The organism is Ktedonobacteraceae bacterium, from assembly GCA_035653615.1.
In the GTDB taxonomy this organism is placed as follows: Bacteria; Chloroflexota; Ktedonobacteria; order Ktedonobacterales; family Ktedonobacteraceae; genus DASRBN01.
The window spans coordinates 266,499-291,316 of record DASRBN010000019.1 but is presented as its reverse complement, the minus strand read 5'-3'; the positions used below and the strand labels follow the sequence as shown (position 1 = coordinate 291,316).

Annotated in this window: 21 protein-coding genes and 1 tRNA gene; 16 read left to right on the top strand and 6 right to left on the bottom strand. The window is 54.1% G+C overall.

What is annotated here, in order from left to right; all coding sequences use genetic code 11:
• Positions 1-91: 91 nt before the first annotated feature.
• From VFA09_11090 to VFA09_11080, 3 genes are all read left to right on the top strand, one after another.
• Complete coding sequence (locus tag VFA09_11090) at positions 92-601, top strand: hypothetical protein (GenBank protein ID HZU67810.1); 510 nt, start codon at positions 92-94, stop codon at positions 599-601.
• A gap of 49 nt (positions 602-650) precedes the next feature.
• Positions 651-1,433 carry a DUF2877 domain-containing protein gene (locus VFA09_11085; protein HZU67809.1) on the top strand — a complete coding sequence of 261 codons (783 nt, stop codon included), beginning with the start codon at positions 651-653 and terminating at the stop codon, positions 1,431-1,433.
• A 126-nt stretch (positions 1,434-1,559) separates the two neighbouring features.
• Complete coding sequence (locus VFA09_11080) at positions 1,560-2,894, top strand: hypothetical protein (GenBank protein ID HZU67808.1); 1,335 nt, start codon at positions 1,560-1,562, stop codon at positions 2,892-2,894.
• A gap of 106 nt (positions 2,895-3,000) precedes the next feature.
• On the opposite strand, the gene VFA09_11075 is transcribed toward VFA09_11080, so the two are convergent.
• Positions 3,001-3,654 (bottom strand): SOS response-associated peptidase, encoded by a 654-nt coding sequence (locus VFA09_11075; protein ID HZU67807.1) that lies wholly within the window; start codon positions 3,652-3,654, stop codon positions 3,001-3,003.
• A gap of 298 nt (positions 3,655-3,952) precedes the next feature.
• Here VFA09_11075 and VFA09_11070 point away from each other — a divergent pair, with 298 nt between their 5' ends.
• The 3 genes from VFA09_11070 (at position 3,953) to VFA09_11060 (ending at position 6,710) form a co-directional block, all read left to right on the top strand.
• Positions 3,953-4,942 carry an ABC transporter ATP-binding protein gene (locus tag VFA09_11070; GenBank protein HZU67806.1) on the top strand — a complete coding sequence of 330 codons (990 nt, stop codon included), beginning with the start codon at positions 3,953-3,955 and terminating at the stop codon, positions 4,940-4,942.
• Positions 4,939-5,904 carry an ABC transporter permease subunit gene (locus VFA09_11065; protein ID HZU67805.1) on the top strand — a complete coding sequence of 322 codons (966 nt, stop codon included), beginning with the start codon at positions 4,939-4,941 and terminating at the stop codon, positions 5,902-5,904. Before VFA09_11070 ends, VFA09_11065 begins: the two co-directional genes overlap by 4 nt.
• Before the next feature lie 413 nt (positions 5,905-6,317).
• Positions 6,318-6,710, top strand: a complete 393-nt coding sequence (locus VFA09_11060) for a response regulator (protein ID HZU67804.1) — start codon at positions 6,318-6,320, stop codon at positions 6,708-6,710.
• Here the strand turns inward: VFA09_11060 and VFA09_11055 are convergent.
• The 3 genes from VFA09_11055 to VFA09_11045 form a co-directional block, all read right to left on the bottom strand.
• Positions 6,707-8,092, bottom strand: a complete 1,386-nt coding sequence (locus VFA09_11055; protein HZU67803.1) for a serine/threonine-protein kinase — start codon at positions 8,090-8,092, stop codon at positions 6,707-6,709. The genes VFA09_11060 and VFA09_11055 overlap by 4 nt on opposite strands.
• 211 nt (positions 8,093-8,303) lie before the next feature.
• A complete protein-coding gene (locus VFA09_11050; GenBank protein ID HZU67802.1) occupies positions 8,304-8,570 on the bottom strand; it encodes a hypothetical protein in 267 nt (88 codons plus the stop codon).
• A gap of 312 nt (positions 8,571-8,882) precedes the next feature.
• Positions 8,883-10,313, bottom strand: a complete 1,431-nt coding sequence (locus tag VFA09_11045) for a PQQ-binding-like beta-propeller repeat protein (protein HZU67801.1) — start codon at positions 10,311-10,313, stop codon at positions 8,883-8,885.
• A gap of 331 nt (positions 10,314-10,644) precedes the next feature.
• On the opposite strand from VFA09_11045, the gene VFA09_11040 reads away from it, so the two are divergent.
• Complete coding sequence (locus VFA09_11040) at positions 10,645-12,012, top strand: dipeptidase (GenBank protein ID HZU67800.1); 1,368 nt, start codon at positions 10,645-10,647, stop codon at positions 12,010-12,012.
• Positions 12,013-12,077: 65 nt separating this feature from the next.
• Here the strand turns inward: VFA09_11040 and VFA09_11035 are convergent, their stop codons facing one another.
• Complete coding sequence (locus tag VFA09_11035; protein ID HZU67799.1) at positions 12,078-12,791, bottom strand: tryptophan 2,3-dioxygenase family protein; 714 nt, start codon at positions 12,789-12,791, stop codon at positions 12,078-12,080.
• 283 nt (positions 12,792-13,074) lie between these two features.
• On the opposite strand from VFA09_11035, the gene VFA09_11030 reads away from it, so the two are divergent.
• The 5 genes from VFA09_11030 to VFA09_11010 all read left to right on the top strand — a co-directional run bounded on the left by VFA09_11030 (position 13,075) and on the right by VFA09_11010 (position 18,585).
• Positions 13,075-14,298, top strand: a complete 1,224-nt coding sequence (locus tag VFA09_11030; GenBank protein ID HZU67798.1) for a sigma-70 family RNA polymerase sigma factor — start codon at positions 13,075-13,077, stop codon at positions 14,296-14,298.
• A complete protein-coding gene (locus VFA09_11025) occupies positions 14,295-15,419 on the top strand; it encodes a hypothetical protein (GenBank protein HZU67797.1) in 1,125 nt (374 codons plus the stop codon). Before VFA09_11030 ends, VFA09_11025 begins: the two co-directional genes overlap by 4 nt.
• An 85-nt stretch (positions 15,420-15,504) precedes the next feature.
• Positions 15,505-16,257 (top strand): HAD family hydrolase, encoded by a 753-nt coding sequence (locus VFA09_11020; GenBank protein ID HZU67796.1) that lies wholly within the window; start codon positions 15,505-15,507, stop codon positions 16,255-16,257.
• A gap of 219 nt (positions 16,258-16,476) precedes the next feature.
• The gene (gene menA, locus VFA09_11015; protein ID HZU67795.1) at positions 16,477-17,688 is read left to right on the top strand and encodes a 1,4-dihydroxy-2-naphthoate octaprenyltransferase; all 1,212 of its coding nucleotides are present in this window, start codon (positions 16,477-16,479) and stop codon (positions 17,686-17,688) included.
• Positions 17,689-18,099: 411 nt separating this feature from the next.
• Positions 18,100-18,585 (top strand): hypothetical protein, encoded by a 486-nt coding sequence (locus VFA09_11010; GenBank protein ID HZU67794.1) that lies wholly within the window; start codon positions 18,100-18,102, stop codon positions 18,583-18,585.
• Here VFA09_11010 and VFA09_11005 read toward each other — a convergent pair.
• On the bottom strand, positions 18,569-18,898 hold the full coding sequence (locus tag VFA09_11005; GenBank protein ID HZU67793.1) for a cupin domain-containing protein: 330 nt from the start codon (positions 18,896-18,898) through the stop codon (positions 18,569-18,571). The two genes, VFA09_11010 and VFA09_11005, sit on opposite strands and share 17 nt — an antisense overlap.
• 299 nt (positions 18,899-19,197) lie before the next feature.
• On the opposite strand from VFA09_11005, the gene VFA09_11000 reads away from it, so the two are divergent.
• From VFA09_11000 to VFA09_10985, 4 genes are all read left to right on the top strand, one after another.
• Positions 19,198-19,917 (top strand): C4-type zinc ribbon domain-containing protein, encoded by a 720-nt coding sequence (locus VFA09_11000; protein ID HZU67792.1) that lies wholly within the window; start codon positions 19,198-19,200, stop codon positions 19,915-19,917.
• Between the two features lie 39 nt (positions 19,918-19,956).
• Positions 19,957-20,029: transfer RNA gene (locus tag VFA09_10995), tRNA-Thr, on the top strand.
• Positions 20,030-20,533: 504 nt separating this feature from the next.
• The gene (locus VFA09_10990) at positions 20,534-22,051 is read left to right on the top strand and encodes a sialidase family protein (GenBank protein ID HZU67791.1); all 1,518 of its coding nucleotides are present in this window, start codon (positions 20,534-20,536) and stop codon (positions 22,049-22,051) included.
• Positions 22,052-22,235: 184 nt separating this feature from the next.
• Entirely contained in the window at positions 22,236-24,809 is a 2,574-nt protein-coding gene (locus VFA09_10985) for a type ISP restriction/modification enzyme (GenBank protein ID HZU67790.1), read from the top strand.
• Positions 24,810-24,818: the final 9 nt, after the last annotated feature.

The following is a 24,818-nucleotide window of genomic DNA, read 5'->3' as shown; positions in this document are numbered from 1 at the left end:
AATCGTTACAAGCATACAAGGATGTGCCTGGAACGCGATTTGTTCCACCTGGTCGCGACCAATGAGAAGTATTGTATGGAGGATTGCCTGAATGTCTAACAATCCATTTCCAAATGAGCCGGCAGGCTCGCAACCTACGGATGTTTTTCCGCCTATGGAAGAACTCCAGCCCAGACAATCCCAACAACCCCCTGCTCAAACACCCGTGCCTGCCGAGGACGCGGTACACCCGGTCATTCCAGAGGAGGTCGAAGAGGTTGAGGCGCGCCAGGAAGAAGCGCTTACTATTAAATATGCCATCGGCAAACTCAATGATTACCTCGGCTGGTTCCTGATCGTTTTAGAGACGACGCTGGTCATTCGCTTTGTGCTTAAGCTGATTGGCGCGGTTCCTTACAACCTGTTCGCCGGCTTTCTCTACGCGCTGACCGATATCCTGCTCTTCCCTTTCATGAATATCGTTGGTTCACCGCAGTTTAGCCAGTACCAGTCCTTTGAGTTTCCAACGCTGATTGCGATTGGCATCTACTACCTGGTCTTCTGGGCGCTCAGGCGATTTCTCCGTATCCTGATCTCAAGCCCCGAGGGCTCGACCGAGTAGCGCCATGCCTTCTGTGATATCCTACAGTTCATGCATAGCGGAAGTAGCTATGCATGAGCCTTTACACGGCATCGTTCACAGTGTCTTCAATGCTGCCGCTAATATTGCCTTTCCTTTTTCAGGATGGAACCTGCCCGGCCAGGATGTATTTGTCCTTTCGCTTAATGCGGCTGCGACGCCGCGCATCCCAAATGGCATCCAGCTTTCATCACCTGCGGGTAGCTTTCCATTTTCCGCCTTACGCCCCGGTATGCCCGTCATCTTCGGCGCCCAGCGTCTGCATATCGAAGCCATCGATTGCTCCCTCGACCTGTCGCAGTCCCCTCAATGGAATCCGCATATTCAAAGGCCCGCGCAACTGGATATGGCAGTCGTGCAAAGGAATTATTGTCGCTTACAAACGCTGGTGGAGAAATGGAAACAGGGGCATGGAGACAATGGGGTTGGAATAGATCAGGCGGCAGATATTCTTACCCTGGCGCGCGAAATTTGTGGGCGCGGCCCCGGTCTTACCCCCAGCGGCGATGATATGCTTGCCGGTTGGATGGCCGCCGGGTGGTTGCTCTATGGGCCAGAAGCGGGCTTTGTCGAGACCTGCCGGCGCATCGTCGAGATCGCCAGGCAGCAGACGCACCTGCTCAGTCAATGCTGGCTCTCCTACGCCGCCGGTGGAAACGTTGCCGAGCCAATTGCCACATTGCTCGATGCTATGACCCGCGCCGGCGATGCCCAACTGGAGCGCGCTCTCACAACTGTGCTTGCTATAGGAGCGACTTCGGGATATGATGTATGTCAGGGGGTTCTTCTCACTTCCTCTATCAGGGTAGCATAGGGGATATGGGTTGTGGTGTGGGACGTTCACCCACGCAATTCGTTCAAGTCCATGATCGCACTCATTTGGGGACCGGTAAAAGGGTGAGGCCCCGCCTCACTATAGCGTAAGGATGTGTTACTATTCATGAAAACTGTGACTCGACCGGCAATACGTCAAATGGTCTTTTTGCTCATCGCGTTGAGTAGAACCATCATCACTATCGCCTTCTGGATTGCCACCAGGATATCCTTTCGTATCCAGGTGCGCGGCCAGCAGCATGATAAGCGTCTTCCCAGCACATACTTTGGCATGGCGCATAGACGCGACCTGGATCCCATTATCCTGATTCCTATCATAACCTTCTTTCGTGGCTGGTCTGCATTGAGCAACAGCCTGCATTTTGCTTTGCGTGGCGACGCTTTCTCGCCGGGTTTCCTCGCCAGGATCGTGATGGAGCCGCGCTTCATCGCCCGTTTTTTGCGCCCAATCAATGCCGGCACGGTTCTACCCTGGCTCGGCGCCCTACCGTTGGAGAGCCTGTTTCGTCCAACCGAAGAATGGATTCGCGAACTGCTCCGCGTAAGCGGCGATGCCCGCGCGGGCGATCTGCTTGCGCCTATGATTATCTATGAACTGGCGCACGCCAGCGGAGAATCCTACGAGCAGATTGCCGGCGCTCGCCTTTCACAGCTTTTAGCCTGGCGTTATCAGGCCCCGTTGCAGCACTTCTACAGCTCCGAAATCATCCTTGGGCCAGCACGCCGCAAAATAGACCAGCGCCTGGTCGCGCGCATGAAACAACAGATAATCGACCTGGGAGCATGGCTGCAGTCTGGCGGAAGCGTGCTTGGTTCACCGGAAGGGCAGCTTTCACCGGATGGCACATTCCGGCCTATCAATTCGGCCCTGCATCGTATCTTGCGTTACGCGCCTGCCAGCACGACGATTCTTCCCTGGTATCCCACCTATGACTACATGACCACGCGGCGGCGCATCTCCGTCTTTATCGAAATAGGCACCGCTATCGAAAATGCGCCCACTTTATCAAAAGAACAGCTCGAACAGCAACTATACCACTCCTGGATACAGGCGGCGCGCTTCACCTGTAGCCTGCTGGCTTCGGGCTTTGTGATGGAGGCATCGCGGGCGGAGCGCTCGTTTACACTCGATGAACTTAGTGTAGCGATACACCGCCAGGCCCTCTCGCTCGCTGAGGCTGGCCGCCATGTTGACCGGCAATTGCTGCATCCGGGGCAGGCGCGCAAACTGGCCGCCAGATTCCTGGCCTATGCCCGCCGTCATCACCTCGTTTATCGTAGCGGCCCGAATGCGTGGGCACCCTCTCCCACACATTACAATATCAAGGTGCGCCCCATGGAGGTCATCTACGACATGGCGCCCTTGCTCTACTGTTGGAACGAGCTACAAGCATTGCTCGGCGAGCAGGGCGGGATGGAAGGGCCAGATGATGGACTGTAAGGAAATATGCCGGTAATTGGTGCGGGGCCGATAAATCGGCCTGTGCGGGATCAGGCTAATTTGTTCAACTCTATTATCGAGCCCCACATCCCCGCTCTAAACGCTGTCAGGCCAGCAACTCCGCGCTGTCGTGCTTCGGGTCGTTCACCAGGCGCGATACAGGGCGCGCCGTCATCTGATTCGATGGATAAGGAGCCAGCAGCTTTGTCAATTCATGCTCATCGCGCAAATCTGGATTGAGCCAGAGGTCGCGCGTATCGGGCAAGAGAATTGCCGGCATGCGATTATGAATGGGGGCTACTACATCATTAGGCTCCGTCGTAATGATTGTGCAGCTCAGAATCTGCTGTCCATCGGGAGCCTTCCAATGATCCCATAGGCCCGCGAAGGCGAACGGCTCCCCGTCCTTGAGGGTAATATACCAGGGAACCTTGCCGCCATGCTCCTGCTTCCATTCATAAAAGCCATCCGCAATCACCAGGCAGCGTTTGGAGCGCAAGAGTCCGCGAAAACTCGGTCTCTCCGCCAGCGTTTCCGCTCTGGCATTGATCATCTTCGAACCAACCGATTCATCCTTTGCCCAGGATGGGATCAGGCCCCAGCGTAACCATGCCAGGTGCGCCGACCCGTTACGCATGATGGAGACGACATCCTGCGTCGGCGCCACATTGTAGCGCGGCTGCGTATCAATCGTTGGCGGCACGCCGAACGTCTCGGCGACGGTTTTGATGTTGACGGTGAGTGTATAACGACCACACATGTGTTTCTCTCCTCTTCTCCATACAAGAAACATATCCATCTATCTATTACTATTGTATTCTTTTTTAGCATAACGCATCCGGTCTATCCTGTGAAAGGATGACATAGGGAGATACATACGCCTGGATAAGGACACATTAGCAAAATAGTCCCTCGCTGTTTACCTGCTACGATGAGTATCGATATTAACGATAGTACAGCCATTGCCTGTACAGGGGGGAAGCGTGTTGTTGAGCGAAGAACGGCAAAGCGCGTTTCCGCGTTGAGACAAATGAATATGTAGAAAGAAGGCACGTGTGATGTTCTATCCCGGTACTCAAGACATGCCTCAAACAGCGCGTGGGGAATGGCCCTTTCAGCAGGCGGCCCAGCCACCGCGCGAAGTCATCCTGCAAACAATCGGATTGACGAAAGCTTACGGCAAACGATTGGCAGTCAACAATCTGAACCTCGAAGTAGCACGTGGAGAGGTTTTTGGTTTTCTTGGCCCAAACGGGGCCGGTAAAACGACGACCATCCGTATGCTCCTCAACCTGATTCGCCCTACGGCGGGCGAAGTACTGCTCTTCGGTGAGCCACTACAACAAAATGCCCGTGGCCTTCTGCCAAGGGTAGGAGCGCTTATCGAGCAACCCGCCTTTCAATCCTATTTGAGCGGGCGCGATAATTTGATCGCCGTCGGAGGCTATACCGGCGGTATTTCACAGGAGCGTGTGGACGAGGTACTCAACATCGTCGGCCTGGGCGAACGAGGTCGCGACCGCTACTCCACGTATTCGCTCGGTATGCGGCAGCGCCTGGGTATGGGAGCTGCGCTGCTGACCGATCCCGAACTGTTGATCCTCGATGAACCCGGCAATGGCCTCGACCCCGCCGGTATTGTCGAGATGCGTGAATTGATCCGCAAACTTGCGCAATCAGGTAAGACCATCTTCGTCTCAAGCCATATCCTCGCCGAAGTGCGCCAGGTCTGCACGCGCATCGGCATCATTCGTGGTGGCCAGCTCATCGCTGTGGGCGGCGTAGAAGACCTCTTGCGCTCCACAAGCCGCTGGGAGATCGAAGTCCCCAACCCCGAACGGGCCAGTCAATTGCTGGCAAGAGTGCCCATCCTGCGCTCGGTCAGTATCGAAAATGGGCTCGTCGTACTCAACGCTCCCAGTGTTCGCGGGCGCGATCTCATTTACTATCTGACCCAGAACAGTATCTGGCCGGAGAGCGTGAAACGCAGCGAGGAAGATCTTGAACACATCTTCTTGCGGCTCACAGAAAAGGAGGCAGGACTATGAGCCAGACGATCTGGCCGTCAGCGCCGGTTCCTTTCCAATCAACAGCCGAAGCTCGTACCGCTACGCTCTGGGAATTGACGCGCAATGAACTGTTCAAACTCTGGCATCGCCGGCTGGTCTGGGGCATGCTGATCCTTGATCTCGTCTTCGTTTTTGCCGCGTGGTGCGTCCTCGTTTACTATGCGACAAAAACCTCGGATGGGTTTACCCCTGGACATTTACTGGGTGGAGCAAACGGGCTGAGCGACGCTATCGGCCAGCCGATGACGTTGGGCAGGCGCGCTGGTGAATTCATTGCCGCCGCCCTTGGAGCGCTCACCTTCGGTGGCGAATTCAGCAGTGGCTCTATACGCCTGGTACTCAGTCGTGGCGTCAACCGGGCCTCTTACCTTGCGGCCAAGTACATCGCGCTCGCTATAGCCTGTGTCGCGCTGGTGATTGCCGGCCTGCTGATGAGTATGCTGCTCACCAACTTTCTGCTGATTGTTCACCGGCCCGCTCCTACCCTGCTCAACCTTAATGGGCCGACTCTGCTGACGATACTCGCTATGTGCGGCGGTACGCTTGAGAATTTCCTGTTCTGCCTGCTCTTCGGCGCAACCCTCAGTATACTCGCGCGTTCGGCCGCTTTCGGCATCGCTGCCTCATTTGGCTACCTCATCGGTGAGGATATCGCGGCAGCCGTATTGCCCGTTATAGGAAAATCACTGCACACACCACTCGGCAACCAGCTCGCCAATCTGCTCTTCACAACCAACCTGGACGCTTTTTACGCCAATTCGCTGCCCACATTCCTGGCAAAAGGACTTGACCAGCTCGATGGTGTCATTGCCTGCAATCTGACAGCGAAGGCTTGCGTTCCCGTCAACATCGGCCAGTCATTTGCCGTGGCCTTGATATGGGCGCTGGTACTGGGGGCTATTTCAACGTACCTCTTCATTAAGCGCGATGTGTTGCAGTGAATAAGTAAAGCCTGATCACCGATCAAATCGGCGGTCAGGCTTTTCAATCTCTTTGATCCTTTCAAAAACATTTTTATTCTTACTGCTTTTCTGTTACCCTTCCTGCTCTAATCAGTACCAGGAAACATGCACATTGTGAGTGAAATTAAAAAGTGTTATGGAATGATATAACACATTAAAAAAATATAAATAATAATTATTGCTGTTGTTACTCTTGAATTTAACCGAATTCTTGGGTAAAATTACCAGAGTCAGGTAACTTTCACTGTCGAAATATATCCGCGTAGCATGGATGTTACATAAAGTCTTGGAACTGGCTAGGACTGTGTAGTATCAAAAAAGCGCTGCCTGTCCACTACAGCGCTTTTCTGTCAGACATGAACCGGGGGAGGTTTCTCAGAACGGAGTTTCATATGACGGCTTGCATCCTTGTAATTAATGACCAGCCCGCCATTCTGGACCTCTATTATGACCTGTTGAACAGTGACGATTACGAGCTTGAGCTATCCGACTATACATTTGAAACCCTGCAGACTATCGAGCGCCTCAACCCGACGCTCATCATCCTGGATTTTCCGGTATTGAATCGTGCCAGGGTCTGGCAGTTGCTGGACCAGTTGAAGATGCACCTGGCCACGGCTTCAATTCCGCTTATTCTCTGTTCTGCCGCCAGGAGTGATGTCCGGGAACAGGAGGACTATCTACAGCAGCAAGGCATAGTTATTTACTACAAGCCTTTCCATCCTGAGGCTTTTATCCAGACGGTGCAACAAATGATACATAGTCCTATACGCAAAGCATGCTAATGGCCGCGCTTTTTGCCATGCTTCCGGGGCGTGAGGGGTGTCTTATTTCCACGCGGGGCATCTTTCCGCCTGTGCTTGCCTGTCCCGGCATGCGATCTATGCCCTGATTTTGGCACCGCTTTCGCCGGATGGAACCCACGAACATGCCCTGGAGACTTCGCCGGGCCGGAAGGCATGACAAATGTGACTGCTGGCTTCGCCCGTGGTAACCCGGCGCCTGCGTCGATTGTTTTGTCCGGCTGTTGTGTCGCATCATTACCGGCATGGGCGGGTTTTCCCTGGCTCATAGAAGAGGCTATAGCATTGCCGGCTACCGCGTCATTATCCAGTAAAGATGAACTGCTATGCGCGAAATCTCTCTCCAACAATAAACCTAACGAAAGTGGTAGCGCTATCAATACGAGCATGGAGAGCGATAGGGTTCTCTTTCTTCTCGCTTGCCATGAGCCATGCAGCCAGGGCCCTTTATGTACTGCCCGGCTTTCTTCTCTGCTATGCTGTATTACCTGTACCGGAGGGAGCGAAAGTGTGACAGGGTCCGGCAACGCGCCCTGCCTGTTGTCCCCCGTCAAGGCCCGCGTATATGCCAGGGTCATTGCCTGCGCGTCAGGAAAACGCTGCCGCGGGTTCTTGTCCAATGCGCGCAGGATCACCTGCTCTACCGCTTGCGAAATATGTGGATTCAGGGCCGAGGGCAGCGGCGGCGACTCCTGCGCATGCTTCCAGCAGATGGCGAGGGCATCAGTACCGGTAAAGGGGAGCCTACCCGTCAACATCTGATAGAGCAGGATACCCAGCGCGTAAATATCGCTATGAATGCTGTAAGGCATCTCAGCCAGCTCTGGCGCCATATAGTGCGGCGTGCCGATCAGGCAACCAGGTTGGGTGATGCCCGTCTCCACAGCCAGCGTCTTTGCCAGGCCGAAGTCGGCCAGATAGACATACTCTTCATCGGCTGTATCGAGCAACACGTTCGAAGGTTTGATATCTCGATGGACGATTCCATGCTCATGCGCGCACTGAAGCGCCCCTGCCAGTTGCGCCAGTACATTGCCCGCCTCTTGCTGTGTCATTGTCTCCCGCGCCAGTCGTTCGCGCAAATTGCCTCGCCGCATATAGGGCATCACCAGGTAACAATAAGCGCCGGTACAGCCATCATCCAGCAGGGGTAAAATATGTGGATGGGCAAGTGCGCGCAGGATAGCAATCTCACGTTGCAGGCGCCGGCTATATTCCTGAGAATCGCTGGCGACCAGCTTGACAGCGACTTGCCGGCGCTCCTGCTCGTCAAGGGCCAGAAAGACTTCCGACATGCCACCCTGGTGCAGGGCTTGCAGCAAACGATAGCGTCCCCCAATAACCATAGTGCAATCTTCAAGCATTATATCTTCTCTTTCCCTTGCATCCTGCCCCACTACACAATCGCCTGCCTGAGCACAGAGCATTGAGGAAGGACAGGCTGCATGGATTGGTACAGGGGCTAACTTCTTCTCACTTCACACATGTTATACGGCCTCTCCCATTTTTTCGTGACGCCATAAATCGGGATATAACGTTTCTTTGTCACCATCCTGCCCCGCCGCACGTGTCATTTTACGAGAATACCTTGTGAATGGAGTTGAATGTATCGATGCTGATGGAGGGGAAGGAGATACTGGCCCGGCTCACCTGGCAGCCGCGCCTGGCACGCCCAGCATAACTATCTTTGGCGCGGCCAGAGTCGAGGATTGGGCAGATAGTGACATAATGCGACATCGCTCGCTGTCGGTGCCGCTTCCCTGCCGCCCGTGCTACTTCAGCGAATGTCCCATTGGCTACCTGTGCTTGCAGAGTATCACGGTAGAAGATGTCATCTCCCACTCCTCGAATTTGTTGGAGAGATGCGCGGTGTCGCAGCCACATAGGGGCCGGTGATGGAGTTTACCAGGCAAAATTGGTCAGAACCGCCTGTCCCTGTCATTCTGAGCTTGCCGGGCTTTTGCGCGGCCGCAACTGTTCGACTAAAGTCGATCAGAACCGCCTGTCCCTGTCATTCTGAGCGACAGCGAAGAATCTACATTGCCCGACGACTCGCACGCCCAGACCGCGGATTCTTCGCTGTCGCTCAGAATGACAGGGCAAGGGAGTATTTACCGGTTTTGCTTGTGAAAATTCATCACCGGCCCCTCAAATCTATTGCTTCAACCCGGGCAAAGAGAAGGCATACATGACCCCATTGATACCGACATAGAAGAAGCCGTTGGCTACAATGGGATTGCTAAGACCGAATCCTCTTCTGCTATAGGTCCACAACTGCGTACCTTTTTTAGCATCGAGCGCAAAAAGGTTTACCTGCGGGTTACTGGTATATTCGCTGCGCGTACTGCCCACATAGACAACCCCGTTCGCTACTACAGGCGAGCCTGTTACGACATCCCCTATGACTTTGTACGCCCAGATGAGCGCGCCGGTCTGTGCATCCAGCGCGTACAGGTGTTTATCACGCGAACCGATATAGACTGTTCCATTCGCTACGGCAGGTGTGGAGAGGATAATTCCGCCAGTTGAAAATTTCCAGATGAGTGTACCAGTTTGGGCATTCAATGCGTACACATCCTGGTCACGTGTGCCAAAGTAAACCACTCCATTCACTACAGATGCCGTAGACTGCACAAGCCCACCCGGGGTGAACTCCCAGATGAGCGCTCCGGTCTGCGCATCCAGCGCGTACATGCCGTCATCTCCAAAGTAGACCACTCCATTCGCTATGGCCGGCGCACCCAGTACTTCACCCGCAGAATACTTCCAGATGAGCGCCCCGGTCTGCGCATTCAGCGCGTACATGCCATCTTCTCCAAAGTAGACTATCCCGTTAGCCACCACAGGCACAGGAGTCGGATCGTAGGTGAATCCTGTCGAGAAGCTCCAGATGAGCGTACCTGTCTGTGCGTCTAAAGCGTACAGCTGTCCATCGTCGCTGGTTCCGTAGACGACCCCATTCGCAACGGCTGTTGCTAATACCCTTATGTTAGACTTCCAGATAAATTTGCCCGTCTGGGCATCAAGTGCTTGTAAGTTTCCATATCCACTCACATAGAGTACTCCGTTGACTTCGGAAGTCGCGTTAGCGTCTTTAATTCCTTGAGTATAACTCCAGTTGAGTACCAGGAATTGGACATCGGATGGGCTGAGAACGTTCTCATAGATATTGTCACGCGAGTTTTGCGCATCGAAGCCAATTGAGGGCCAATCCGTGTTGATGAAGAAGTTTGCCTGGGCGCTCAGGCCGCTGCTCTGCCCGGTAGCCTGCACCGGGGTGACGCCTGGACCATAATTCTTGGGAATGGTGATTTTTGCCGTAAAGTCTCCCTGCTGGTTGGTTTTCGACTTGCCGGCAGGCTCATTATCAATCGTGATAACGATCTGCTCTTGAGAGCCAAATCCCGTTCCTTTTACTGTGACTTTCGTAGTAGGTGGGCCATAGGCGGGCGAAAGCGTAATGCTTGGGCTGCCGCCTGATGCATGAGCAACAGGCCGCGGCGAACTCAGGAGGGTCATACCGATCAAGCACATGAGCAGGAGCGCGACCCCGGGTACTCCTTTGAGGCGGAAAACAGGCACCATGACGAGTCCTTTCTTTTTTCGTAGAGTGAGAGAGGGGTGAGAGGGTTCCCCATTGACATTGCCCTCTGACCTCCTCTCGTTTCGGATCAGCAGAGCAAATATGGCTATACTGAGTATAGAAGATGTAGGGCTTTTTATCAAGAGAAGCAGAGTAGAGATTTCGTAAAATTGTTGACTTACCGGTATTTTGGATGAGAGAGGTGAAATGTGGATAAGTATGTAGACAAATGTTCTAATTTGTGGAAAAATCAGGCGATCCACACATTCCTGCTACCTACTTGACGACCACACGCTACGGGCGTATGCTTAAAGAAAAGAAAGGATACTCTCTATGACGCAATTAGAAAGCTATATAACCGAGCATGAAGCGCGGTTTCTGGACGATCTGAAAGGCTGGCTGCGCATCCCCAGCATCAGCACGCTGCCAGAATATGCCGGTGATATCCGGCGCGCGGCAGAATATGGTGCGAATCAGCTGCGCGGCATTGGTTTTGACAACGTCGAGGTAATTCAGACACAGCATCATCCGCTCATCTATGGCGAATGGCTCATGGCGCCCGGCAAGCCCACTGTTCTGATTTATGGACATTATGACGTGCAGCCGGTTGATCCTATCGAATTATGGAACACGCCGCCGTTTGAGCCAACCATTCGCGGCGATAATCTGTACGCACGCGGGGCATGCGATGACAAGGGGCAGACCATGCTGGTATTCAAAGCCCTTGAATCGTTGATGGCCGTCAATGGCAAACTGCCGGTCAACGTTAAAGTGTTGATCGAGGGCGAGGAAGAGGCCGGCGGCGAATCCATTGACCACTATGTCAGGACCCATCCTGAGCGCTTGCAGTGCGATGTGGCTTTTATTTGCGATACCGGCATGCCCTCCAAGGACATTCCAGCGCTCGTCAATGGGCTGCGCGGCATCGTCTATACCGAGGTCGAGGTGCGCGGGGCGAAGCGCGACCTGCACTCGGGCGAATTTGGCGGTGTGGCTCCCAATCCCCTGCACGCGCTGGCGTTGATCATCAGCGGCCTCAAAGATGCCCAGGGGCATATCCATATTCCAGGTCTGTACGACAAGGTGCGCCAACCGACACAGGCGGAAAAGGAATTCTGGCAGAACGACCCGCTGCATATTAATGAATCGCTGCTCGAAGAGATGGGGGTCTCACAATTCTCAGGTGAGAACGAATATCCCCCCATGGAGCGCATTGCTGCCCGCCCGACGTTAGAGGTGCATGGCATCAGCGGTGGCTTCACGGGCGAGGGCGCTAAGACGGTCATTCCCGCCGTCGCCAAAGCCAAGATCAGCCTGCGCCTGCCCGCCGATTTGAAATCGGACGAAGTCTTTACGCTCTTCGAGCGGCGGGTGAAAGAACTGGCCCCGGCGGGAGTCCAGGTTTCCGTTCAGAATGTACACGGCGGTGAAGGCGTGCTATTCCCGGCGGATAGCGCGCCCATCCAGGCGGCGGCGAGCGCGCTGAAGGAAGTATACGGCAAAGAGCCGATTTTCTTGCGCGAAGGTGGCTCCATCCCCATCGCGGCGCTGTTCTACGAAATCTTGCGCGCCTCTGTCGTCATGATGGGCTTTGGCCTGCCGGACGATAACCTGCACGCGCCTAATGAAAAATACTCGCTTTCCCAGTTTTACAAGGGCATTCGCAGCGTAGCCAGCTTCTTGCAGAAGCTAGGTGAATAGTCAAATCTGGTTGAACAGGCAATTTTTATCCGCAGGGCAAAGATTGCCTGTTCAACCAGATTTGACTATCTCAATCCCTGCTCATCGGCGATCTTCGTCAACTGGTTGCGCACCTCCCACAATTCGGGGTAGAAGACATCTTTCAGGGTAAGTTCGAGAAGTTCCATCGGGGTGCCACCGGTGCCGACTGAGCCTGGGCCGATCATGCGCCGTGCCAGCTTGAAATGCTGGGTGCGGAACATCTGGAAAACCTCGTCGTAATCGGTCAGCGCCTCGGCCAGCGCCATCAGCAGCGGATACTTATCCGCGTGAATATATACTTCTGGCAGTGTGACATGCTCGTGTTCGAGCAGCGCGACAAAATCATCCCATAAGAGCGGCGAAATGGTCATCAATGCATGAAAGCCGGGTGAGTCCGTGCCCGCGCCATCGCCCAGCACCTTGCGGAAGCCATGGAAATCCCAGGGCGTCATCGTCTCCAACATGCGCAGATTAGCCAGCATCAGGTGTTGCGTCTTGATTACGCGCTCCATCAGGCGCAGTGCCGGGGGTATATTGAACTGCTGGAGCAATGTGCGGATGGTGCGCAGCTCGAAGGCCGACTCTTTCCACCACAACTCGAACACCTGGTGAACCACCTGGAACTGTAACTCATCATGATGAGCCAGCTCGCTCTCGGGTTTCTGCAGCGAGAGGAGTTCTTCTGTACGCAAATAGCGCTCGTACACGCTCTCTCCGGGCGCGCGTTTCGCCTTATGGGGAGCCATATTCTTTACCATAGGATAGCGGTTCCTTCCTTCTCTGGAATGCCAACAAAGACTCCGGCGTCTCTCTATCAAAAGCATATCACACAACCTTCAAGAGGGTAAGGGTATAACTATCCATTCTCTGATCGCTTTCTGACAAATTTTGATGACCAAATCGGGTGATATCCCACCCCGTGCTGTAGGGACAGCGGCTGTCCCTACAGTAACCTTTTGCGACAAACCTGGGACTTTAGAATAGAAGATGTAAGAGCGTACCCTTGTGGTCGCCCTCCAATTTCTCTGAACAGGATCAACTATGGAAGCACTACCATTGCTGGTGATAGCCGCTCAAAATGGAGACCTGGATGCCTTCGCACGAATCGTGCGGCGTTTCCAGGGCATGGCTTTCACACTGGCATACGCCATGCTGGAAGACGCGCAACTGGCCGAGGATGTGGCGCAAGAGGCCTTTATCGAGGCGTACCTGAACCTGCCGAAATTGCGCGAACCTGCTGCCTTCCCTGGTTGGTTCCGGCGCATCGTCTTCAAACAGGGAGATAGAGTAGTGCGCGGCAAGCACATCACAACCGTACCGCTCGAGCCTGCAATGCCTTTTGATATCGCGCTGGAGCATCTGAATCCGGCGCACCTGGCCGAACATTCCGAGATGCAGGATTTCGTGCGCGGTGCGATAGAGACGCTTCCCGAAGGCGAGCGCATCGTCACGCTGCTTTTCTACGCCGGTGACTACACGCTCAAAGACATCTCCGTCTTCTTAGAAATACCCATTACTACCGTCAAAAAAAGACTGTACGACGCCCGCAAAAGGCTGAAGGAGCGCCTGATGGATGAAGTACGCGATACTCTACATGGGCAGCAAACAGGCTCCTCGCGGCACTATCCCGACAAGATACTGCTGTTCATCAACATTCGCCGTGGCGACTTTGATGCTGTCAAGGCGCAGATCGAACGCGACCCGACGCTTGTGACGATGAAGATGGGCTGGGATGTAACGGCCACGCTGCGCTACCAGATCGTGATACCGGGCGGAAATACTGCCCTGCACGCGACGGCAGAACGCGGAAATGTTTCTATTGCCGAACTGCTCATCGATTACGGGGCTGATGTGAATGCCACGACACGCAGTGGTCTTACACCAATGTACAACGCGATTTTAGGACACCATACCGGCATGGTGCAGCTATTATTGGCGCGAGGCGCGAACGTCAATGCTACCATTGCCAATGGGCTGGCTCCATTGCATCTCGCGGCCATGAAAGGCTATAGTGATATCGCCGCGCTGTTGCCCGACAACCGGGCGCAGGTAAACGCGCAGAGCCGCGCAGGTCGCACTCCGCTGCACTGGGCAGCAATCAACGGGCATGGAGCAATTGTACAATTGCTGCTGGAAAAAGGGGCAAATCTCGAAGCCCGCGACGAATTGGGCCGGACGCCTCTGGATTGGGCGCTTGCGAGAGGTCAGCGCGAGGTAGCTCTCATGTTGCAGCAATATAGTCATGCAGGAAAGGAACTATCATGAATAACGATACAATGATTGCGGATGTCGAACACCTGCTGGGACGTGTAATCAACAGCCAGGGCGAGCCAATCGATGGTCGTGGAGCAATCTACGCGCCGGCTCGTTTGCCGTTGTATGATTTCAGGACAGGCGAAACGAAGGGTGGAGTTACGCCAGTTTCGATGTTTGAGACAGGCATCAAGGTTGTTGATCTGCTCGCACCTATGCCCCGGGGTGGCATTACTGCGATGCATAGCATGCCGGGCGTCGGAAAAGTCGTGGTGCAGCAAGAGATAATCCATAACCTCACAACGCACTACGATGGCTATGTAGTGGGTGCCGGTATGGATGAAAGCTTGTACGGAGCCAGTGAACTGATGGCGCCGCTCGAAGAACTATCGGACAGGCAGAAATTGGTGGTCGTCTTCGAGCAAATGAGCGATGCGCAGCAAGTTCTTGAGCGCATCCTTCGCACCGCGTTGACGATTGCCCGCGAGCTTCGCAAGCAGGGACACGAAGTAATGTTCGTGGTCGATAAAAATATCGTGGCCAGGGCAGGCGGGCCAATGCTGAATGCACTAAAGCGTGCGGTTCAGGAACATGGATTGATCGCGCTCTTCCTCACTCGCGAAGAAGAGGAGGGCAACGCGCCTGGTGACGAAGAAAATGATGCATCGATTATCCCGGATACGCGCATCTTTTTTCGCCGCGAACTGGCGAAACAGGATATCTGGCCCGCCGTAGACCGCATAGCATCAACCTCTCATTTACTCAGTAGAGGCGACGGCTTGCCTCGCCCTGGAGCCATGGACGACGACTCGTCTCCCCTCACTGAGGAGCATAAACAAATAGCGCGACAGGTACGAGAGTTGCTGCAACGTTATGGCTCATCACAAGGCTCAGCAGGAGATGAGCAGATGGTGGGCCGGGCGCAGCGCGTGCAGAAATTTCTGACCCAGCCTTTCTTTGTAGCCGAGGCATTTACGGATATCCCAGGCGAATTTGTCCCGCTCTCCGGCACCTTACAAGGCTGCAAGGAACTGCTAGAGGGCCGTTATGGTGATGTGCCTGTAGAGGCATTCTACTTCACCGGCACGATTGAGCAAGCGCTGGCGAAAGTACGTCGAGGCATATCCGAATAAGAAGCACTCCCTGGTTTGTACCCCATGTTATACTGTTGCATATGGCCTCTCCTGATGAACTTTGTGATAGAAGCAGATAGGAGGTATGCAACATATGACCGTGCCACGCGCCGTGATTTTCGATTTAGGTGGTACGCTGCTGGATTGGCCCGATTGGGAGGAGGGCGTGATCCGCAGTTGGGGACAATCCTACGATCAGCTCGTTGCCAGCGCCCCCGGCAACCATTGGCCCGAACGTGATGCCTATATTCAGGCGATGTGCGAGGCCGAACAGGCACACTGGCGGCGCGTGGTCTCCGAGCAATGGAGCGGCCCTCCCTCTTCGTTGATCAGCGAGGGATTTCGCCTGCTCGGTCTGCACGCCTCTGAAGCAGAGATACTGGCCGCTCTCGATGGGTACGCCCGCGCGGTCGATGGCTGGGCGGAGGTTTTTCCTGATGCGCGCGAGACGTTGCTGCTGCTGCGGGAACGCGGATATCGCATCGGATTGCTCTCGAATACCTGGTGGGCAGCCGAATGGCACAATGCCGACCTTGCCGCCCACGGTCTGAGCGGGCTGTTCGATGAGATGGTTTACACCTCGGATTTGCCACACTCTAAACCACATCCGTCCGTATTTCTCGAAGTCGCAGCGCGCCTTGCCGTAGAATCTGCCGCCTGTGTCATGGTGGGGGATCGCATGATAGACGATATTGGCGGTTCCCTGGGAGCCGGTATGCGCGGCGTGTGGAAGCAGACGGATTATCCATGGCCCAAAGCGGAGCATATTATTCCCACAGCCGTGGTCACTCATCTTGCCGAAGTGCCAGGATTGCTGCGCGAATGGGGAGGAAAGTAATCATACTGGAACTTTTTTCTCTTCTAGCACGTCTTACATGGTAGAAGGTATACTCTTCCTATGCATCCGATACCCAGGAGACGAGGAAGAGGGCGACTACAAGGGTACGCCCTTACAACGGTAGACTCTTCCTATGCATCCAGTACTCAGGAGACCTATTTTTATTTCAATACATACATCTATCATACTCTACACATTTCTACGCCAGAAGGGGGGCGTATGCAAAGCGATCATCAATCTCAGAACAAGGATACCCTCGACCAGGAAGCAAAAACAATCAGGGTAAACTCGGCTTCATCTACTACTTCTTCTCATATTGTCACCGCGGACGCGGTACAGGCTGAAGAGGTTCCTACCATCCCATTAGGATCACTGCAGACGCTCAGCACCCTGCAGCCCGAAGTTTCCGTGCATGCTGTAGACTCAGACGCTGCGAGGGTTATGCCTGCTCCGCTGGTTGTTCAACCGTCGGAGTATCGCCGCGGCATCGGAGAATGGCTGCAGTTATGGTGGGAAGGCATTCGTCCTGGCTACCTGCCGCTCTCGCTGCTCCCGGTTATTTTAGGAAGCGTGCTGGCATGGACACAGAGCATCTCTACTCATATTCCTCGAGGAACCTTTCATCCCTTGCGCTTCGTCGTCTTGCTGATAGCAGTCTTGCTGCTACAAGCAGGCGCTCACCTGGTCAACGATTATTACGATCACATCCGGGGCATTGATAGAAGTAATTCTCTAGGTCCGGGTGGATTGATTCAACAGGCGCTACTTAATCCCAGGCGAGTTCTCTCCCTGGGGTTGGCTTCCCTCATTGTAGGAACGGCGCTGGGCATAGTCGTGGCCAGTGCAGCAGGCCTTCTCTTCCTGGTATTTCTGGTGATAGGCGCGCTCTGCGCGTATTTCTACAGTGCTACCGCGCGGGCTTTGTCTTCGTTGGCATTGGGCGAACTGGTAAGTTTCTGCATCTTTGGCCCTCTACTCGTCCTGGCATCTTATGTGGTGCAGACCGGCCAGGTGAGCCGGACGGCGCTGCTGTATAGTCTCCCCCTCGGTCTACTGGCGGCCGCAATCATCCTTAGCAATGATATGCGCGATATTGAAAGCGATTCTCAGGCCGGCAAACATACCCTGGCCTACATCCTGGGGCTTAAATGGAGCCGGGCGCTGTATGTAGTGTTGCTGTTTGGAGCTTACGCCCCGGTGATTGCCTTAGCAGTGCCACGTGGCGCACCGCATCTGCTGTTGATCGTTTTATGGACGCTACCGCTGGCGATGGTGGCGCTGACGGGAGCTATACGCACACAGGCCACGACTGGCTTTCATCTTGTCATGCGCGAGACGCTCAAAATCGAAATCTACTTCACGCTCTTACTCGTGGCCGCGCTGATCGTTTCTACTTTCATGGGCATTCTTCCCCATCTCCCTATTCTGTAGGCAAGTTGAAACACCAGAAGACTGGCCGCATGAATCGGCCCCTACGGCTCGTAGGGGTCGATTCATCGTGCCCATCGCCGATTGATCGGCCTTTCGTCCATCGCTCGATTATTTTGTCAAATGCACTACCGGCCCGCGCCCTTCGACGGTTTATTGGGTTAAAACTCATTACCGGCTCCCGGTTGCCATGGTAATTTGTCAAACTCTATTGTTGTCCATCCCCTCGTCCTTCCTCTTCTTTGGTGTTGAAAAATTCATTGTGCTCAACACCATTTACAAGGATGGAACACTGTGTTACACTGCCTGTGAGGAAGTGGACCATTCGTGGCAGTTATTTCGACCGCAGGGACGCAACGGAGTAGAATGTAACGCATTTCAATTCGTCCGTCCACTTTAAAGGAGGGTACTTCTATGCCTGGCTGGGAACATGAACTGGCCGAGTTGTTACAAGAGCTAGGGGTCACGCAAGAAGAACCCAGAACGCACCGCCGGCCGGCAAGTAAATCTGTGTGGCGGAATATCAAACGCCGGTCGCAAGCAAACGAAGCTCTTATTTTTGGCGATACTGAGGATACTGCTGATATCGACAGGCTCAACGATGTTGGAGATGTCGAAGATGAGGATGAAGACGACGAGGCGTGGCTAACCGATCTCAGCTTGATGCGCCGTGAAGTAGACTCGATTGTACGCCAGGTCATCCGTCTGATGCAGCGCGGAGACCTGGATGAAACCCTCAAAGACGATGTAATGGTGGTGTTGCGCGCGCTGCGACGGCGTGCTATGGTCACAGAGCAGGCGGCAGCGAGCGAGGCCGCTTATATAGAGGCGGCCGCCGCCATGCTGCATTTCTGTCGTCTCGTGCTACAGCTAAGTGAAACCGCTATCGAAGACCTGTGACCTGGCGCGTAGCCTCCAGGCACACGACACCTTTCGGGCCAACTTCGGCGCTGTGACGCGTCCCCGCTGGCAGAATCATGCAATCACCGGGGAAAAGATCGATGGCGCGCTCTGCCTCAGGTAGATCCGGAAGTATGAAGCGGATGGAGCCGCGCACGCAGTACAACACTTTTTCATATGTATGGCTATGAACGGCATACGTATCACCGGGAGCATTCGACCACGAGTACGGAGACAATCCCTCCTGCTGCATGCGTTTGCGTAATACCTGTTCCTCGGGCAAGGTGGCTTCTTGCCAGCGAATGATCTGCATCTAGACTCTCCTTCCTCAAATCAAACTTTCTCTTAGTATATACTCGCGTAAAGAGTTTGCGATAGCAATCCAAAAAACGTGAAAGAGCAGGTTAGTGTTTCTAGTGATTACGCATAAGCAGACAAGGCCAGGAGTGCGGAACGAAAAAGCCGAGGAGATTCTTCGCTTCGCTCAGAATCTCCCGTCACTTATAGATAAGCGCCAGGGTTTTTCTCTTGCGCTTATCCTCTTGCGAAGGTACAATAAAAGCCGGACCCCACCACGCTTCGTCGGTCGCTCGGAAAGGAGATCGTCTATTCATGAGCACGACACAAAGTGCCGCCACACTCTACCAGTTACAGCAACTTGATCTCGAATTGGAACGCCTGGTTGCTGAACAACAGGCCCTGGCAACCACGTTACAGGCAAATACGCAGTTGAAGAAATTGCGTATGGATCATACCAGGGCCGAACAGGAGCTTCGCGCCGGTCTACAAGCGCAGAAAGATGCAGAATGGACGCTTGAGGAGTTGAACCGGCGCTTGAATACGCAAGAACAGCGCCTCTATAGTGGCAGTATTACGAATCCCAAGGAACTCGCTACCTTGCAGCAAGAAGTACAGCACCTGCGAGCCCAGCAAAGCCGCCAGGAAGAAATAGCGCTTGAAATCATGGAAGCCGCGGAAACGCTGCAAGAAACAACGGACCACGCAATGGATGCGCTGCGCAAGGCAGAGGAAGAATGGGCCAGGAGTAATGCCGCGGGACTGCTACGTCGCGACCAATTGGAGACAAAACGCCAGGAGCTACAAGCAAAGCGCGCGCAGCTCGCAGCTGCTGTAGATGCTGAACTCCTCAAACGCTACGAAGCCTTGCGCCGCTCGAAACAGGGACGGGCCATCTCCAGGGTCGAGCAGAACTCCTGCCAGTGGTGCCGCGTCATCCTCACTCCCAGCGAAATGCAGCGTGTGCGCACCAGTTCAGAACTCCAGACATGCAGCAACTGCGGGCGCATTTTGTATTACGACCGCCAGGTTTGAGAAAAGCCAATCTTGACAACTATGATATGCTAATTTTGTGCCGATGTAGCTCAGCTGGTAGAGCAGGCGATTTGTAATCGCCAGGTCGCGGGTTCGAGTCCCACCATCGGCTTAAAGTTCCTCATCTCCACCAGAAAAAACCTCTGCTTCCCTTTACTTTTGAAATTTTACAGGTTATACTTTTCTATGTAGAGAACACATCTAATGGGAACGAATAGTTTTCTCGCCCATTGTATTGTGCGAGAAGGGTGCCTAAAAAACCGTGTTTCCGAATACGTAGTGACTATGATAGTGGGGGCTATCGGGCAGCGCGAGGTATCAGGATAGTAGGAAGCCTGCTCAACGTACCTCGTGGCATCAAATTACCCTTGTTTCACTTAAAGGCTCTAGAGCTACCCGCATGTTCTTTTATGCCAGGTATCATCATGCCAGCCCGGTGAAACATCTTGCATACCAGCCCCGTATGTATGCTTCGCTTGAGGGTAGAGAAAAGGTCTTGCCATCTAATTATGGCATCACCCCTGCTGGTGGCCCCCACATTTATAGTAGAGATTGTTTGTCCTTGTGTCCAATTGTCTATCAATGATAGACAGGTATTTGGAGGAAACAAAACCACATGAAAAAAATCATCAGTGTCCTGGGGGCCCCTCTGTTCATCGGAATGCTCCTGCTGGTGGCTTTCGCGGCGCCGGTCAGCGCGCAAAGTAACGCTAATCCTGGCTTCAAGCTGCCAAATAGCCCCGTTTCAACGAGCGTTCTGATCGCGCAGGGCATCCGCAATGGGACCATCCACCTCAAGGGTGGTGCTTCCGGAGGGGATATCTCAACCGATCTCAAGTGCAAACCTGCCCCTTGCGCGTTCAAAGACAGGCAGGTTTCGGAGGGTGGACGGCCCGCCAACGAAACGCCGATCGCGGCCAATCCCAAGAACAATAAGGACCTGCTGACCGGTGCGAACGACTATAACTGCCCCAATATCCAGGGCTTCTATAGTTCGACCGATGGCGGCAAGAAGTGGTCTACCTTCTGCATGCAGAGCTATGCCGGTGGTTCAGGCGATGGCGATCCGACGGTTGGCTACGACCTGAATGGCAACTCCTACATCGGCGGTATCGATACGGGTACACCCGATGGCAGCGACATTGTGTTCCAGAAGTCCAGCAATAACGGTCAGACCTGGAGCGCTCCCGCCCCTGCTGTGAAGCCGCTCTTCTCCGGCGGCCTGACCGACAAGGACTGGATGCAGATCGATGACAACTCCAGCAGCCCATTTGCCAATGCCATCTACATTTCTGTGACGCAGTTCAATTCGAGCGAGACCGGGGATGCGATCTCGGTGTCGCATTCGGATGATGGCGGCAACACCTGGAAGACCGTGCAGGTAGACACAGTGCAGAACCTGCCCAATCTTGACCAGTTCAGCGACCTGGCGATTGGTAAAGATGGCACCGTCTACGTCAGTTGGATGCGCTGCCTGACCAGCGGCCCGGCTGGTGACTGCGGTGGCACGAAAGTCAACGAACTGGTGTCCAAATCGACTGATGGTGGCAACACCTGGAGTAGCCCGGTCACCATTGCCCAGGTCCAGCTGGTTCCCGATAGCTGCAGCTGCGCCTACTATGGTAACATCCCCAACACTCGCGAGCGCGTCAGCAATATCCCCGCCATTGATATCGACAACAGTGGCGGCAGTCACAAAGGCAACCTCTACGCAGTGTTCTACAACTGGACCGGCAGCCAGATGCAGGTGGAAGTCGCCACCTCCACTAACGGTGGGACTACCTGGGGCGCGCCGGTACGTGTGACGAACGCGGCCAACGACGAGTTCTTCCCCTGGCTGACCGTCAGCGCAACCGGCGTTATTGGCGTCTCCTGGATGGACCGCCGCAACGACAAGAGTAACCTTTCCTACGAGGAATTTGGGGCGCTCTCAACTGACGGCGGAGCCACCTTCGGGACGAACTACCAGCTCGCCTCCAAGCCCTCCAATCCGAATAATGATGGTTTCGGAGGCTCGTTCATTGGCGACTACACCGGCAACTACTGGGCCGGCAAGAACCTGTATGCCGTCTGGACGGATACTCGTACCGGCAATGACCAGGAGTTCATTGGCGGCATCAAGAGTAAATCGTAGTAGGAACGGCGCCTGGTGCCTGCCCGCGTTAAGGGGTGCAGGACAGGTACCAGACCTGTTCCTACAGGGACGGCTATAGAAAAGGGCGAGTCGTGCAACGGGGCAACGACTCGCCCTTTCCCTTGCAATCGATCATGCCGGGCGCTACACTAGAGGAAATGAAATTACTGGCAGGAGATTGCAGGTGCTTGCAGGCAACCCCTCACAAGAGCAGGGAAACGATAGTTATAACACGGCGGAAAAATTGGCCGGGCAGATGGCCGCGCTCGCCCATAAAATGCGCGAACACATCATTACTCTCTTTGAGAATGGCACCAGTTCCTGCATGCTACAAAGCCTGTTCGAGGCATGCAAACGAGAGTTACAGCCGGGCCTGTCGATAGCCGATTTCGCCGATCTCTACGCCCAGGCAATCACCTATGGACTCTTCGCCGCGTATTCTCAACCCGATCTTTCCTCTGGCCAGCGAATAGCCCCGGTCTCATATGAAACGTTCCTGGCGCAGTATGATCCACGATTACGTGGTAAGCGCGGCGTTTACTATACACCGCGGCCCGTCGTCTCCTATATTGTGCGCTCGGTAGATACCCTTCTACGTGCCCATTTTGGCCGTCGCAACGGTTTGGGCGGCCCATTCCCTCTGTCTGATGAGCCACGAATGCTGCTACTTGACCCTGCCTGCGGCACGGGCGCTTTTTTGTCTACTGCCATAGACCTTATGCGAAAGCCATATCGCGATACAGGTAATGCTGACATGTGGCGAGAGTATGTGCGGAAGCAGCTCTTGCCGGGTATGGTGGGCTTCGAATTGTTGCTGACCCCCTATATGATCGCGCACCTTAGCTTGAGCAGGCAACTGGCCGCGCTCGATTTACCGGAGGCCGAGCGCCATGATTTTGCCTATCGTTTCGAAAATGGCGAACACCTGCACATCTATCGCGGTAATGCGCTGGAAGGAACCATTTACGAGCGAGGGGACAGGGACAAGCCGCTGTCCCTACAGGCTCCGATTATGGTAGTATTCGGCAATCCACCGTTCGCGGGGCATTCGATGAACAAGGGTACGTGGATTGCCTCTCAGCTAGAGGCATATAAGGATGGCTGTCCTGAACTGAAGAAACCGGCGCAGGCGAAATGGCTCAGCGATGACTATGTAAAATTCATACGTCTTGCTCAGTGGTATGTTGAGCAATCAGGGCGAGGCATTGTCGCATTTGTGACGAATCACAGCTATCTTGATAATCCCACATTTCGAGGCATGCGCCGCAGCCTGCTGCAGGCATTCGACGATATCTACATCCTTGATCTGCATGGCAATAGCAAGAAAAAGGAACGCTCCCCTGATGGTTCAAAGGATGAAAACGTTTTTGATATTCAGCAGGGAGTCGCCATCGGTATCTTCGTGAAATGGCGCGAAGAACAAAAGAATAGTTTTGCCGTCCTACATCACGCCGACCTGTGGGGAACGCGCGAAATGTATCAACTGGATGCGCAAGGCCAATCCAAACTGGTAGGCGGCAAGTACGACTGGCTCGCAAAAAATGATCTCGCCAGCACGAGATGGACGATCATGCCAACGGACGAGCCGCACTATCTCTTCGCGCCACGAAAGACCCAGTATCTCACGGAATATGAAGCGGGTTGGAGCATCCCCGCTATCTTTCAATTGAGCGGCGCCCCTGCACCCGGCATCATTACCTGCCACGATGATTTCGCGATATCCTGGAGTAAAGATGAGGCCGCGCAAAAAGTCGAGCGATTGCTGGCAACGCGAACGGAGGCCGAGGCACGGCAACTTTTCCGTCTCTGCTCGCAAGACCAGTGGCAATATGAGCGCGCAAAAAAGGAACTGGCGCAGGAGAACTGGCGCCAGGACATCGTGGAGATTCTTTATCGTCCTTTCGATAGACGCTGGACGGTCTTCAATCGCTCTGTCGCGGTTCACAGGCGCGACCGTGTCACGCGACATATGCTGCACGGAAGAAATATTGCGCTGGCGATTGGGCGAGCCGGACAAGTCATTCATCCAGAATCATGGGACATTGTATTCTGCACGCGCCATATCACTGAATTCAACCTTTTCCGTCGTGGTGGGAACTATCTCTTCCCGCTTTACCTCTATTCACCTGGCGGAGAACGCCACGTGAATCTGGCACCGCAGTTCATCGAAGAACTATCGTCCTGCTTAAGCATGCTCTGGCTATCCGAAGGACGTGGTGACTTACAGCAAACATTCGGGCCAGAAGATGTCTTTGCCTATATCTACGCTGTACTATACTCCCCGGCCTATCGCGAACGTTACGCGCCATTTCTCAAGCGGGATTTTCCTCGCGTACCTCTGACCTCGAACGTTCATCTTTTCCGCACATTATGCGATCTCGGCAGCAGGCTGCTTCGTGTGCATTTGATGGAGGATGTTCAAAAAGAGGAGGATAGGCCATCAATCTCACAAGGCAGCAATGTTGTTGAAACGGTGCGCTACGAATGTGATAAGACCGGTGAGCGTGAAGCAAAAGGACGCATCAGAATAAATGGTGACCAATATTTCGCAAATGTGCCGGTAGAAGTGTGGACATTTTCCATCGGTGGCTACCAGGTTTGCCAGAAATGGCTGAAAGACCGCCTGGGACGGAAACTTGGGGATGATGAGATAATGGAGTACAGGCAGATCATTGAGATATTGAGGGAGACGATCCAAATCATGCGTCAGATTGATGGTGTGATTGAGCAATATAGTGGATTTCCATTTTCAACCTGATCCTCTTTC